General features: G+C 62.1%; 11 protein-coding genes and 1 pseudogene. 1 reads left to right on the top strand and 11 read right to left on the bottom strand.

Going from position 1 to position 14,301, the window contains the following annotated elements:
* Positions 1-31 precede the first annotated feature (31 nt).
* The 9 genes from mdcH to F8N80_RS18555 form a co-directional block, all read right to left on the bottom strand.
* Positions 32-940 (bottom strand): malonate decarboxylase subunit epsilon, encoded by a 909-nt coding sequence (gene mdcH, locus F8N80_RS18595; protein ID WP_150784419.1) that lies wholly within the window; start codon positions 938-940, stop codon positions 32-34.
* Positions 937-1,557 (bottom strand): malonate decarboxylase holo-ACP synthase, encoded by a 621-nt coding sequence (locus F8N80_RS18590; protein WP_150784418.1) that lies wholly within the window; start codon positions 1,555-1,557, stop codon positions 937-939. Before F8N80_RS18590 ends, mdcH begins: the two co-directional genes overlap by 4 nt.
* A complete protein-coding gene (gene mdcE, locus F8N80_RS18585; RefSeq protein WP_150746681.1) occupies positions 1,551-2,354 on the bottom strand; it encodes a biotin-independent malonate decarboxylase subunit gamma in 804 nt (267 codons plus the stop codon). The genes F8N80_RS18590 and mdcE overlap by 7 nt, the downstream gene beginning before the upstream one ends.
* Positions 2,351-3,202, bottom strand: a complete 852-nt coding sequence (locus tag F8N80_RS18580; RefSeq protein WP_150746680.1) for a biotin-independent malonate decarboxylase subunit beta — start codon at positions 3,200-3,202, stop codon at positions 2,351-2,353. Before F8N80_RS18580 ends, mdcE begins: the two co-directional genes overlap by 4 nt.
* Positions 3,195-3,494 carry a malonate decarboxylase subunit delta gene (locus F8N80_RS18575; RefSeq protein ID WP_150784417.1) on the bottom strand — a complete coding sequence of 100 codons (300 nt, stop codon included), beginning with the start codon at positions 3,492-3,494 and terminating at the stop codon, positions 3,195-3,197. Before F8N80_RS18575 ends, F8N80_RS18580 begins: the two co-directional genes overlap by 8 nt.
* Positions 3,494-4,369, bottom strand: coding sequence for a triphosphoribosyl-dephospho-CoA synthase (locus F8N80_RS18570; protein ID WP_150784416.1), 876 nt, complete (start codon positions 4,367-4,369; stop codon positions 3,494-3,496). Before F8N80_RS18570 ends, F8N80_RS18575 begins: the two co-directional genes overlap by 1 nt.
* Positions 4,369-6,039, bottom strand: coding sequence for a malonate decarboxylase subunit alpha (mdcA, locus tag F8N80_RS18565; protein WP_046053657.1), 1,671 nt, complete (start codon positions 6,037-6,039; stop codon positions 4,369-4,371). Before mdcA ends, F8N80_RS18570 begins: the two co-directional genes overlap by 1 nt.
* A 236-nt stretch (positions 6,040-6,275) precedes the next feature.
* Positions 6,276-6,701: a hypothetical protein gene (locus tag F8N80_RS18560; RefSeq protein WP_150746676.1), complete on the bottom strand. Its 426-nt coding sequence runs from the start codon at positions 6,699-6,701 to the stop codon at positions 6,276-6,278.
* The gene (locus F8N80_RS18555; RefSeq protein ID WP_150746675.1) at positions 6,664-7,293 is read right to left on the bottom strand and encodes a nucleotidyltransferase domain-containing protein; all 630 of its coding nucleotides are present in this window, start codon (positions 7,291-7,293) and stop codon (positions 6,664-6,666) included. Before F8N80_RS18555 ends, F8N80_RS18560 begins: the two co-directional genes overlap by 38 nt.
* Positions 7,294-7,735: 442 nt before the next feature.
* Between F8N80_RS18555 and F8N80_RS18550 the strand changes: the two are divergent.
* A pseudogene (locus F8N80_RS18550) lies at positions 7,736-8,111 on the top strand (DUF6124 family protein).
* Positions 8,112-8,237: 126 nt separating this feature from the next.
* Here the strand turns inward: F8N80_RS18550 and F8N80_RS18545 are convergent.
* Both F8N80_RS18545 and F8N80_RS18540 read right to left on the bottom strand, forming a co-directional pair.
* Positions 8,238-8,693: a chemotaxis protein CheW gene (locus F8N80_RS18545; RefSeq protein WP_150784415.1), complete on the bottom strand. Its 456-nt coding sequence runs from the start codon at positions 8,691-8,693 to the stop codon at positions 8,238-8,240.
* A complete protein-coding gene (locus F8N80_RS18540; RefSeq protein ID WP_150784414.1) occupies positions 8,686-14,298 on the bottom strand; it encodes an Hpt domain-containing protein in 5,613 nt (1,870 codons plus the stop codon). The genes F8N80_RS18545 and F8N80_RS18540 overlap by 8 nt, the downstream gene beginning before the upstream one ends.
* Positions 14,299-14,301 lie beyond the last annotated feature (3 nt).

The following is a 14,301-nucleotide window of genomic DNA, read 5'->3' as shown; positions in this document are numbered from 1 at the left end:
TTTTTGTTGTTCGAAGGCCTGAGACGGTGATCTAGGGTTGGCTTCCCTCCTCACGCAACAGCGCCTGCAAGGTATCGAGCCGTGCACCGTCGAAGGCAATCACCGTGCCCTGCTCGAACACCCGGCGCGCCAGCCCGGTCAGCACCGCACCGGGCGGCAGTTCGATCTGTAGCCGTACGCCGCGCTCGTAGGCGCTTTGCACTGTGCCGCGCCAATCCACCACGCGGCACATGTTGAAAGCCAGGTCGTCGCGCAAGGCTTCAGTGTCGATGACGGGCCGGGCGCGACTGCCGCTCAGGTAGCCCAGGGTCGGTGTTTTCAACTGCACCTTGGCGAAGGCTTCGGCCAGGGTTTTCGCAGGTGCTTCCAGCAGTGGGCAATGGGACGGCACGCTGACAGCCAGACGTTTGGCCAGGCCCGCACCGCGACCTTTCGCCAACTCGGCCACCGCTCTCATCGCGCCATCGCTGCCGGCAATCACCACCTGGTTATCGGCGTTGTTATTGGCCAGGTAAACCGGTGTTGCGTCGCTGTGAACCTGCACAAGCAACTCTTCCACCGTGGCCAGGTCCAGACCGATGATCGCGGTCATGCCATAGCCCTGCGGATAAGCCTGTTGCATCAACTCACCGCGCAGGCTCACCAGATGCAGCGCATCGCTGAAGCTCAAGGCACCGGCAACCACTGCCGCCGGGTAAGCACCGATGGACAATCCCGCCACGTAATCCGCCGTCATTAACAACTGGCGTGAAGCCGCGACGCCAGCGATCAGCAGGCAGAGCTGAACCGCTCTTGTCGACTTCAGCGCTTCGGCAGAATCCAGAAGAAAAGCGTCTTCCCCGAGGACTTCACTTGCTTCGATCACTGTTTCCACAGGCAAACGATGCAGCATGCCCGGCTGCTGCGCGCCCTGGCCGGGGAACACCAGCAAGCTGCTCACGCTGCTTGCTCCTGCGGGTTCCAGGGATTGGTGACCAGGCAGGCTTCACTGGCGTTTTTCAGCAGGACCCGTTGCGAGGGACCGGCCCATTCGCGCAGGGCGACAGCGCCGTTTGGCGTTTGCAGTTGCATGTCCACCCGGCACACCGCGGCATCGAGAAGCTTCACCAGTGCCTGCGCCTGAGTGCGCTCCAACGATTGCGGTGTACGCAGGATAAGATCGAGGTCGCTGTGCTCGTGCAAGGCGGTAAACCCGCTGGCCAATTCAAACCCGGCACTGCCGCTGACACCCCACACCCACTCACAGGAATCGAGCATCGACCGCAGTTGATTGAGGGCGCGCACTGCCGGCAAATCCCGATCATTCGAGACATGGCAAAGCGCTTCCGGCTGTACCCGACGCTGAATCGCATCGACCGACATTACCGTTGCATAACGCTGCTCACGCAAGCGTCCACGCACGCCGACCGCGACTTGATCCGCCGCGCTCAACGCACGCCGAACCACCACCGGTTGCCCCGCACCGAGCGACTCGATCACCCACGAAGGTGCATCCGCAGGCAACTGCTCCGGGGTCAGCCCCCAGAGCAGGTCGTGGGCCAGTAGCGTGTTCACCACTGTTCTCTCAACAGTTGGCGAACCTGACTCGACGCCGCGCGATTGCTCGCGCCCAAGCGGCTGCTCAGGTCTCGGCCACTGGTGGCGACATCGCCAATCGCCTGGGTCAGGCATTCAGTTACCCGCGTCAGATCCGCCGCCGTCGGTTGCTCGATCTGTTCCACCGACAAGGTTTCCCAAAGCAAACCCAGGCTGGCATAGCTGTCGATGTCATAGGCCATTGGCGGCACACTGGCGGCCAGGGCTTCGAGTTCTTCGACACTGCGCAAAGTCACCCGCGCCGCCGACGCCTTGCCCATCGCATGCACCATCACGCCCGGATCGCGCAGGGCGATCAGCCGATTGGCCTGATACCCATGAGCGAGAAACGCCCCGGACATGGCCTTTCCCACCAGCAAACCGATCACGGCATGGCCGGCCAGGCGCGCACGGGCATAACTGTCTGCCGCACCGGCCAATGCCTGATGAATACCCAGCGCTTCTTCGCGTCGACCGTAAGCCTGACTGGGCACATCGACGATGGCGATCAACGCGCGTTTGTGCGGTTGATCCAGATCGGCTGCGATGACTTCATCCACCGCCTTGGCCAGGCCCCAACCTTCCAGTAAACCGACCTCGCCATTGCGGGCGCGGACGAAGCGGTTGTCGGGATCAGCCACCACCGCGATAAAGCGAACGGGCCGGTCACCCAATACACCGTCGGCAACCTTCAATGAAGCGGGCAAACCATCAACCGGTTTCGCGCCCGCACTCAAGGCGTTGAACCAGTTCAAACCTCTCAGGGAATACGAACTCATGAGCGCTCTCCTTGATACAGATCGCGAACCGTCGCCGGCTCGATTTGCGGCTCGGCGTCCAGACGGGCCAGCCGTTGCAGGAACAGTTCGGCCTGACGGCTGCGTTGTTGCGCAGGCAAACCCTGTTGCAGCAATTCACTGACCTGCTGCTGAACCTGCGCCACATCGTCAGCGACATAACGGTCCACCAGACCACTGGCGAAACGTTGCTCGCCACCGGTCAGACTCCAGATGAAGGGACGGTCGCGAGAGTCATATTCCTCAAGCCCGGCTTCCTGTTCGATCACTTGCGGACCGTTCAGGCCAAGCCGCGCTTCCTGAGTCACCAGCAAATAACTGCACAACCCGGCGGCAATCGACATTCCGCCAAAACATCCAACGCTGCCCGCCACCACGCCAACCACAGGCTGGTACTGGCGCAGATCGACAATCGCCGCATGAATATCGGCGATTGCCGCCAGCCCAAGATTGGCCTCCTGCAAACGCACGCCACCGGTTTCCAGCAGCAACACGGCGCGAGTGGGAATGCCGTTGCGGTTGTCTTCGGCGGCCAGTTCCAGCGCGCCGGCAATCTTCGCCCCGCCGACCTCACCGAGGCTGCCGCCCTGAAATGCACCTTCGATGGCAGCGATCACCACCGGCAAACCGCCGATGCTGCCCTTGGCGATCACCACACCGTCATCGGCTTGCGGCACCACGCCCTGGCGCGACAGCCACGGCGACATGACGCGCTGAAACGGGTCGAGTAATTCGCGGAAGGTGCCAGCGTCGAGCAAGGCTTTCGCCCGTTGCCGGGCACCGAGTTCGACGAAGCTATGCTTGTGCAACAACGCGGCGCTGTCAGTCATGGCCGATCTCCTCAAAGCCTTGCTCCAGACGCAAGCGCACTACGCCCGGCGTCGCGCCGAAATCGTGGATATCGATCGCCATCGCCGGCGGTGTCTGGCCGTCGAACATCCGCGCGAACAGATGCTGCCAGCGTTGTTCCGCGCCATTGACCGAGGTCTGCACCTTGATCGTCAGCGTGCCGGCCTGACCCGGTTCGATCAGCACTTCCAGGTCGCCCGAACCGACACAGCCCACCAGCGTCCGGCTCCGGGGCGGCTGCCCGGCGGGGAATTCAAAAGATAAGGTTTCCATCAAAAAGCTCCCTGGATGAGGCCATCGCCAGATTCGATGCGGTCGATGAGCAAGCAGGCTGCAAGCAAGTCGGCAGCACCGCCGGGCGAGGCATTCAACGCGATGAGGTGTTGGTCCAGCTCATGCAGGCGGCGGCGTCCGGCGAGGCTGGCACTGCCGCCTGCGTCGAGCACGGCTTGAGCGCCGAGTTGCATGGCTTGCAGCCCTTGCTCGCCCGCGCGGTACAGCACGCAGGTGTCGGCCAGGCTGGTCATGATCGCCACCAAGGCATCGAGTCGGGCGTTCTGCTCGCCATGGCCGGCGGCGCGGCTGCGTTTGAGCTGTGGCAGCGCCCGTTGCGTCACTGCCGGGAACCCCAGTTGTGCTTCTTCACGAGCGCCGCGGGCGCCATAACGCTGGGCGACTTGAGCGCCGTGGCTGAAAGGGCGCGGCGCGTAGCGGTCATCGAGTAACGCCAGGCGTGCGGCGCGCAAGGTGACGCTGCTTGCGGCACTGGATTCAGGTTCAAGCGCTGCGGCCGTGACTAACAAACCCAAAGCCCAGATGGCGCCCCGATGGGTATTCACGCCGTTGGTGGTGGCGAGCATCTCTTGTTCACCTTCGCGACCAATCCGCCCGATGGCCTCGCGCAGCGGCAATCCGACTTCGCCAGACTCGATAGCCACTTGCGCCATTTCCTTGAACGCCGGCCACAGCGACAGCGCCGAGGCGTGCATCAGCCCGAGGCGCAGATCGGTATGAGCGCCGTTGCCACGACGGTCGACCAGCGCCGGTTTCGGCGACAGGTCGGCTTCGTCGATCAGCGCGTCCACCGCCAGGTCCGCCAGCCGTTCGGCCAGTGATAGAGGTTTGGGTTGCAGGTTGAATGCGTGCATTACCAGCTCCTGAATTTGGCGGGCGGGTTGTACAGGCCACCGGACCACTCCACCAGATCAGCCACGCTTTTGGCGGCGAGCAATTCGCGGGTGGCGTCGGTGCGGCGGATGCCGAGGTCTTCGGGCAAGGCGATCAAGCCTTCGCGGCGCATGCGCGCGGTGTCTTTCGGATTGTGGCGCAAGCCGATGACGGTCACCCCGGCGACCGCGGCGATCATGGCCTGGCGCTCTTCCAGCGAGCGCGCCTTGTACAGATAGGCAATGCCTTCTTCAGTCAGCAGGTGGGTGACGTCGTCGCCGTAGATCATGATCGGCGCCAGCGGCATGCCGCTTTTCTTCGCCACCTCCACCGCGTCGAGGGTTTCGACGAAGGTCGGTTTGCCGCCCTCCTGGAAGGTCTCGACCATTTGCACCACCAGTTTTTTGCCGCGTTCGAGCAGCGCTTCGGGCGCATCGTCGTGGCGCATGTCGAGCCAGGCTGGTGTACCGTGGCGGCGACCGCGTGGGTCGTGGCCCATGTTCGGCGCACCGCCGAAACCGGCCAGGCGGCCGCGGGTCACGGTGGAGGAATGGCCGTCGCCGTCGACTTGCAGGGTCGCGCCGATGAACAGGTCTACCGCATATTGCCCCGCCAGTTGGCAGAACATGCGGTTGGAGCGCAGGGAGCCATCGCGTCCGGTGAAGAACACGTCCGGTCGGGCGGCGATGTAGTTTTCCATGCCCAGTTCGGTGCCGAAACAATGCACGCTTTCGACCCAACCGCTTTCGATGGCCGGGATCAGGGTCGGGTGAGGATTGAGAGTCCAGTTGCGGCAGATCTTGCCCTTCAGGCCGAGGGATTCGCCGTAGGTCGGCAGGATCAGTTCGATGGCGGCGGTGTTGAAACCGATGCCGTGGTTGAGGGACTGGACGTTGTGCTTTTCGTAGATCCCGCGGATCGCCATCATCGCCATCAGCACGTGAACGGGCTTGATGTGCCGAGGGTCGCGGGTGAACAGCGGTTCGATGTAGAAGGGCTTGTCCGCCACCACCACGAAGTCCACCCAGGATGCCGGGATATCGACGCGAGGCAGTTCGCTGACGTCGTCCACCAGTTGATTGACCTGGACGATGACGATGCCGTCGCTGAAGGCGGCGGGTTCGATCAATGCCGGGGTGTCTTCGGTGCTCGGGCCGGTGTAAATATTGCCGGCGCGGTCGGCCATGAAACCGGCCGAGAGCACGACGTTGGGAATCAGGTCCACCACCAGCCGCGCATAAAGCTCGATGTAAGTGTGGATCGCACCGATTTCCAGCAGGCCGTCTTCGAGCAACTGGCTGATGCGCAAACTCTGGGTGCCGGCGAAGGAGAAGTCGAGCTTGCGGGCGATGCCGCGTTCGAACAGGTCCAGGTGCTCGGAGCGACCGACGCTGGGCATGATCATGTGCAGGTCGTGCAGCTTGGCCGGGTCAGCCTTGGCCAGGGAGCGCGACAGGAAATCTGCCTGCTTCTGGTTGTTGCCCTCCAGCACCACGCGGTCGCCGGGCAGGATCAAGGCCTCCAGCGCGGCAACGATTTTGTCGGTGGGCAACACCACACCGTCGGCGAGACCCCGTACCAGCTCGAGACGCCGCTGCTTTTCGCTGCGCCGCCGCGTCCATCGCGAGTCGGGGGATATTGTTGTTGTCATGACCACTCCACGGGTTCGCTGTCGTGGGAGTCACCTTAGGAGTGTTGGGTGGGGGCATCAATCAAGCAGAGTGGTGGATCGTTACGGTCAGGGTAATGGTTGGCGGGAGGAATTCGTTGCCCGTGCCGACGCCTTCGCGAGCAAGCCCGCTCCCACATTGGAATGCGTACCCCTGTGGGAGCGGGCTTGCTCGCGAAGGGGCCAGAACAATCCCCGCAGTTTCCAATGACGGAGCATTACAGTCCGGTCATCTGCTGCTGCACGCGAATCTGAAGCTGCGCGGTGCTTTCCAATAGCTGCGCCAACAACGCCGGATCTTCATCCATATACCCTTCGTACTCCGCCAGGTTTCGTCGCTCATGGCACAGCGCGAACAGCCGAACCTGTACTTTGCCAATATCAGCCGTATGAACGAGACACTGGAACACCAGATATCGCTTGTCTGACCGGTAGCCACACAAGCGAAGAGCCGTCAGTGCAAGGGCGTGGGCAGCGTTGTAAGCCAGGTCGAAACGACTTGCGAAAGACAGCGAAGACGTCTGCGCGTCTTTCAATCGATCCACAGCCGAACGCATCAAACCTTCGCATTCCTTGCGATCCGGCGGCTCGGCTTTCAGTCCACCACTACGTAACAGGTTTTCGAGATTCTCGTTGCTGCCCATCCTTGGACTCCAAAGGGTTGTCCCCCATCAGATCGATCTTGTCCTGCTGCGCTACCCGCACGACAAAACTGTTTTCAGCCGCCAGTTTTGCAGACCAGTCATCGGGGGTGTAGAGCGTCGGGTTGAGGACGCGGCCCAGTTGCTCCTCCAGGGGCATGAGCCGCTCCATCACTTCACTGTAGTGCAGGCCGTCGCCGATCAGCATGAGATCAATGTCACTGGATGCGTTTGCCTGATCCTTGGCGATGGAACCGTACACAAATGCCCAGGTGATCTGTTCGGCAAAGGGTTGCAGCGCTTGGCGCAGGGGCTCGGCAATGCCAAAAGTCTTGCGGGCGATGCCCAACAATTCGGCATAGATCGGGCAGTCGGGATTGGCTTGATAGTGGGTCTGGTTACCCTGACGTATCAGGGTCAACACGCCTGCCCGCTGCAATCGGTCCAACTCACGCATGAGGCTGCCTTTGCCCACTTGAGCCCAGCGAGCAATCTCGTTGGCGTAAAAACTTTGGTCGGGTTTGCCGAACAACAAGCCCAGCACTTTTTGCTGAGTGGTCGTGAACAAGGCTTCGCTGAGGGAAAGGTTTTTCACAATGACAACCAAAGAGTCCCAAAAAGGGAACGATAGGTCCCTTTTTGGGAATCTTCAACCTTCGCCAACCGATTGGGTTTTGTGTTTAAACATTTATCCGCAGGTACGGAGAGAGGCTACACAGCCTGGCGTTACTGCCTACAGCAATGCCGGAACCCGCTGACTGGTGCCGTTTTGCGCTGGTCTTTATCGTTTGGGGGTCGCTGCAAATTCAGTGACCGGGTTTGGAACCCCGAGGTGTAAAAGGCGAAAAAGCGCCATTCATAACGTATGCTTGCGCACCTTTATTGTGTGCATTCCGTTATGGCGGCTGTGCGCGGGAGACCTTCGGGTCTACCGGGTTTTCTCCATTTACCTCGGGTTCCAACCTGCGTACAGCTGCCACCCCTAATTCGTTTGGAACCGAATGGAGCAGCTGAGACTCATCTAATGGAGGTTCAGTATGTTCAAAGTAACTCCCAATCCCCCGGAAACCGATCCCGATTCCCAAGCTGCCTTCGAAGCCGAGAAGCTCAAGAAAGCCGCCGACCGCGCCTTCTCTCATTACTTCCCGCCCTCTCACGAAAAACCGGCCAAGCACCGAAAATTCCAGCTCTTCACCGTCTCCCCCGATATCGACACCGAAGCCCTTCTGGCCAACGCCTCCGAAGACCTGCTGTCCATCAGTGCCATTGCGGCCGATCTGGCGGACGATGTGGAAGGCTCTCGCCGCTCGGTGGCCTTGGCGCTCAGCCGCATGGCGGATGGCGGATGGGGTGCAGTTGTTGGTGGAGCGGGTCATGGATCATCATGAGGCGCTTGTTCAAGCCAAGGTTTAGCAGTTAGGTCTTCGGTGAATTGAAGACCGCCTTCGCGGGCAAGCCTCGCTCCTACAGGGTATATGTCGATTGCAATCGGAACGACGCTGAATCTGTAGGAGCGAGGCTTGCCCGCGAAGAGGCCCTTCAGACTAGCCCGGAATCAACCAACAACGCCTCCAGCGCCAACAAATCCGGCACCTTCGCCACCTGCTCCCCCACCTGCACCGCCGCCTGCTCCAGCGAACACAACGGCACATCCACATAGCTCAATTGACTGTCGAGCTTGCAGGAGCGCGGGATCCCCTGCACCAGCAGCGCAATGAACTTCAGCTCAGGCCGCCCGCCAAGGGCATTGAGGATGACAATCCGCGCCCGCTCACCGATAACGATTGTGTTGCCACACGCCGACTCGAAACTGAGCAATGGAATCTGCCGGTTACGCCACGCTACCCGCCCGAGATACCAGGGCGGCGTATCGAGATCGAACGTGCCCGACTGATAGTCGATCAGCTCCGCCACAGCAACGTTGGGCAAAATCAGGTTACGGTCGGCCAGGCGCAACAGCAGTCCGGTGAGGTTGCTGGTGCGATGCTCAAGCATGGGTCTTGCTCCACAGGGCGATGCTTTCGAGCAGCACCGATTCCTGGTAAGGCTTGCCGAGGTAGTCGTTGACACCGATGGCCATGGCGCGGTCGCGGTGTTTCTGGCCGGTGCGCGAGGTGATCATGATGATCGGCAGGTGCTGCAAGCGTTCGTCCGCGCGCACCCGGGTCGCCACTTCGAAGCCGTCCATGCGCGGCATTTCGATATCCAGCAGCATCAGGTCCGGCAGGTGTTCTTCGAGCAGCGACATGGCGTCGACACCGTCCTTGGCGGTTAGCACGTTCATGCCGTGGCGTTCGAGCAAACGGCTGGTGACCTTGCGCACGGTGACCGAATCGTCGACCACCAGCACCAGCAAAGGTTTGTGCGGCTCGGGTTCCGCGTCTTGGGCCAATGGCCGTTGCGGCACAGGTGCCTGCATGGCTCGGATCGGTGCCAGCAGATCGACAATCAGCACCACCCGGCCATCACCCAGGATCGTCGCCCCGGACAAACCCTGTACCGCGGCGAACTGCGGGCCGAGGCTTTTCACCACGATCTCGCGAGTGCCGGCCATGGCATCGACCTGCACGGCAATATGTCGCTCGTTGCATTGCACCAGCAAGACCGGCAGCGGCAGGCTCTGGCCCAGCAGTTTCGGGCGAGTGCTGGCCTTGAGCAATTCACCCAGATAGCACAATTCATAGTGCTGCCCGGCGTATTTGTAGGTCGGCGGATCGAGCCGGTAATGCCCTTCGAGTTCGTTGGGCAACACGCGCACGATACCGTCGATGGTATTGAGCGGGATCGCGTATTGATCCTCTCCGCACTGCACCATCAGCGCGCGGTTGACCGATACGGTGAACGGCAGGCGAATCCGGAAGTGCACGCCCTGCCCAGGCACAGAGTCGATGCTCATCGTGCCGCCGAGTTGCCGGACCTCTTCGTGAACCACGTCCATGCCGACGCCCCGCCCGGAAATCTGGGTAATTTTCTCGGCGGTGGAGAACCCCGGTTGCAGGATGAATTGCAGCACGTCGCGGTCGCTGATGTCGCTGTCCGGCGACAGCAGTCCACGCTTGATCGCCTTGCGCCGGACCGCGCCCAGCGGCACGCCGGCACCATCGTCGCGGATGTCGAAAATGATGTCGCCGCCCTCTCGCGACAGGTCGAGGGTGATCCGCCCCTGAGCCGGTTTACCGGCCGCGATACGCACCTCGGCGGACTCCAGCCCATGGTCCACGGCATTGCGCAGCATGTGCTCCAGCGGCGGCGCCATGCGTTCGAGCACGTTGCGGTCCATCTCGCCTTCAGCGTTGCCGACGATGAATTCCACGTCTTTGCCCAGCTCGCTGGAGACCTGACGGACGATGCGTTTCAAGCGCGGCAGCATGCGCTCGAACGGCACCATGCGCGTGCGCATCAGGCCTTCCTGCAGTTCGGTGTTGATGCGCCCCTGCTGTTGCAGCAAGTTGTCCGCGTCCTGGTTGCGCCGGTCGAGGGTTTCCTTGAGGTCGAGCAGGTCGGAGGCGGATTCGAACAGCGCCCGCGACAGTTGCTGCAACTGCGAATGACGGTCCATTTCCAGCGGATCGAACTCTTCGTAGCCCAGGCGTTCGCCGTCGACCTGCTGACGGCTGAGAATCCGCCCCTGGGTTTCGGTATCGAGGCGGCGCAACTGGTCGCGCATGCGTTCGATGGTGGTTTCCATCTCGCTCAGGGCCACGCGCGCATCGTTGACCTGTTGCTCGATCCGACCACGCAAGATCGAGGTTTCGCCGGCCAGGTTGACCAGGTCGTCGAGCAGTTCAGCCGAGACCTTGACCATGTCGGCGCCGGCATCAGGTAGCAGCGTGGGTGGCTCGGTTTTTTGCGTTGCGAGTGTTACAACCGGCGCCACAGATACCACTGGGTGACTGAAATTCCTGATTGCGTCGATCAGTTGATCGGCCTCTGGCAAAGGGTCCCCGGCGCGGGTTGCGTCGAGCATTTGCGCCAAGCGGTCATGGCTGCTTTGCAACAGCGCGAACAACGCGGGGGTGGGTTGCAGCACGCCAGCGGACAGGCCTTCGTAGAGAAATTCCAGCTCATGGGCCAGGTCGCCGATCGGGACGATCTCCACCATCCGCGCGCCACCCTTGAGGGTGTGCAGATCGCGCAACAGGGTTTCCACTTCCTGGCGATTGGTCGGTTCGGCCTGCCAGCGCACCAATGCCGCGCCAGAGTTTTCAATGATGTCGAAACCTTCCTCGAGGAAGATGTCCTGCAACTCGGGATCATGGGCGGCCGAGTCGCTGGCCGGCGCAGGCTCAACCAACTCAAGGGTACTGACATTGTCCCGACGGAATTGGCGTATGGCTTCGATCAGTTCGCTCGGATCGCCCAATGGCTGTTGATCTTGCAATTGTTCAAGCAGCTCTGCGAGTCGGTCATGGCTGTGTTGCAGCAGCTGCGCCAACGCTTCGCCGTGACTGAAACGGCGATTGACCAGGCCTTCGTAAAGGCTTTCCAACTCATGGGCCAGGTCACCGACGGGCTCGACTTCGGCCATCCGCGCGCCGCCCTTGAGGGTGTGCAGGTCACGCTGCAAGGACATCAGCGGCGCGGCGTTATCCGGGTCGCCCAGCCAGCGTTGCAGGGCCTGGCCGGCGCTTTCGAGGATATCCAGCGCTTCCTCGAGGAAGATCGCGACGATTTCATCGTCCAGCTCGACGTGGCCCCCTGTAGGAGCTGCGGTGCGGCGATCCGGCAAGCCAGCTCCTACAGGGGTCTGCGCCAGTTCCGCCGTAGCGCTGCCGAGCTCGCGAATGCTCAGGGTTCGGCTGCCGTCGCTACGGATCAGGCCCATGGCCGAGGGATCGAGGCCCTCATCGAGCAACCCACGCAGGGCCTGGATCCGCTCCGGTTGCGGGCTGACTTCCTGGCCGGCGGCCAGTTCGTCGAGCATGTTGATCAGTGCTTCGTGGGCACTTTGTGCCTCGTGAAAAAACCGCTCACTGACCGCCAGGCTGCTTTCCTCTACCGCACCATAGAGGTCGAGCAAGGCTTCGCAGAGCTCATCCACCGGATGCAGATCGGCCAGGTGCGCGCCTTCGCCCAGGGTGGTCAATTCGTCCAGCAGTGCGCTGAGTTCCTGGCGCTCGCCGGGATGTTGCTGCCAACGCCGCAACAGGCTTTCGGCATCCAGCAGAATGTCCATGCCCTGGGCGAGAAAGTTGTTGATCAAATGTGGATCGCGCTTGACGCGCAGCCTGGTATCGGGCGCGCTCAATAGACTGTGCAGACGCTCGGCCAGTAACGCCTGGGTGCGCTCGATCAGCGAGCGGGCACCGGGAATCCCGGCCAGTGGGTCGCGCTTGAGTTGACGCAGGCCGAGACGGAACAGTCCTTCAGCCTCCAGCAACAGTTCGACTTCATCCAGATCCAGCGCAAGCAGGTGTGCCTTGTATTCCCTGGTCAGTTGATCCAGCGACGCTGCCAGCTCGGCAATCGGCAAAACGCCCGCCATGGAGGCGCTGCCCTTGAGGGTGTGCAAGGCCCGCTGCAACTCATCGCTGGCCTGCAACGGCACCTGCTCGGTGGCCCGATCGAGGAAGCGGTTGAGACTGCCCAAATGGGTTTCGGCTTCGTTGCGGAAAATCTCCAGCAACAACGGATCAAGGGCCGCAACATCCTGCGTGAGCTCATCCGCCAGCGGCTCATCGCCCTTGGCCAGTGCATGGGCACAGACTTCCCGCAGCTCATCGTCCACCCGCTCTTCGCCCACCGGCGGCAACAGGCTGCCGGGGGTGGTCAAGGCGGGCGGGGTGACGGCAGATACGGGACTGGCCAGCACATCGGCCAGGGTTTGCACGATGGCCGGATCGTCCGCTGCCTGATGATCGCGCATGACCTGTGCTTGCGTCGGGCCGGGCACCTCTTCAAGCACCGGCACCTGTTGCTCGCCGGGGAAAAATCCAAGGGAGGCCAGGCTCTTTTGCGCGACGTCGAGCAGATGTTCGCCCGGCGCCTGGGGGTCGTCGCCAAGGCGTTCCAGGTAGTACTCGATGCTGGTGACAACGTCGGCCAGGCTGTCGAGTTCCTGCCAGCCGGGGTGACCCGGATCCAGCAACAGATGCTCGTGGACAAACCGGTTGCAGGTTTCGATCAGGCTCGCCGCGCGGCTCAACGCAATCATCGCCAGCGCGCCGCGCACCTGGGTCAGCAAGGCCGGCAATGGCTGCAGGTGCTGGCGATCCCAGTCGGCGTCGATGTAGTCGACGATCATGTCCTTGGCCTGTTGCAGGCAAATGCGTGCTTCCTTGATCACGATCTGGTGGATCTGTGTCAGGTCGGTGGTCGGCAGACGGTTTTCTTCCTGGCTTTGCGGTTCGACGGTGCCGACCATGCCGGCCAGGGTCGCTTCGACATAGAGCAAGGCGCCGGCGACGTCCATGAGGATCGCGTCATTGGGCTCACGCTGGCCTTGGGCAAGGCTCAGTACCACCGCCAACTGATCGATGATGACCTTGCGTGGCTGGCCGAAACCGAGCACCGCCAGGGTGTCGGCGATTTGCCGCAGAGGCGCCAGCAAGCTGTCGAGGTCCGAGGTGTGCTGTCGGTCGCTGCGCACGAACAGGTCCAGGCCCTCCTTGACCCGCACCAGTTCTTCGCACAGCGCCGCCAGCACCGAGCGCATGGCGTCGCGGTCGGGGCCGGCCAGCCGTACCCGTTCTTCATCCACCAGCGCACTGTCAGGCAGCGCATCGTCCAGTCCGTAGCGATCTTTCATGGTCAGCATCTGCCCGGTGGAGTGTTCGGCCTTGGCAATGTAAAACAGCAAACGCTTGAGTAATACCGGCGGCGCCGGCTGATTGATGCCGGGCATGCCCTGTTCGAGCAAGCGTTTGAGCTCCTGATCGGCCTCCTTGAACAGGCTACGCAAGGCCGGGCTGTTGGCGATCACGCCGCCGCGCATGCCTTCGACCAGCGCCGAGGCGACTTGCCACAACGGGCTCAGGGGTGCAGTGCCGCACAGCCCTTCCAGGCGCGAAAACACCTTGGTCAGGTATCCGAGATTAGTCTCCTCACCCTTCTCGCGCAGTAATCCGGCCAGGGCCATCTGCAACATCTGCCGCAGCTTGCGTAGCACATCAGGTAAATCCGCCGGTTCCAGCAGCGCCAGAGACTCTTCATCCAGTGGCAGCAGGTCCGGCAGTTGCGGAGTGAACAGGCTGGTTTCGGACAGCGGGCTGTCGCCACGGGCGCTGCGCAGATCGTTGATCAGCGGCAACATCACCAACGGCAGGTCACGACGGGCGCCTTGCACGCGGTCGAGGTAGATCGGCAGTTGCCCGAGGGCCTGCAGCAACAGATGGATTGCCTCATCGCGAAGGCTGACGCGCTGGTGCAGCAGGGCGGTGGTCAACTGTTCCATTTCTTCGGCGAACAGCGCCGCGCCATAGAACTCGACCATCTGCAAGCTGCCGTGGACCTGATGGATGCACGTCAGGCATTCGCTCAGGGCGTGCGTCGCCTGCGGGTCATCCAGCAAGGTCACGATCGCCTGATGAGCCACCTTCAACGTTTCGGCAATCTCGCCCTTGACCCACTCGAGGGCCACATAGTCGTGCCGATCACCCATAAC

Origin of the sequence: Pseudomonas fluorescens (assembly GCF_902497995.1) — a bacterium.
Lineage (GTDB): Bacteria > Pseudomonadota > Gammaproteobacteria > Pseudomonadales > Pseudomonadaceae > Aquipseudomonas > Aquipseudomonas fluorescens_BK.
This window is presented reverse-complemented; position numbering and strand designations above follow the sequence as displayed.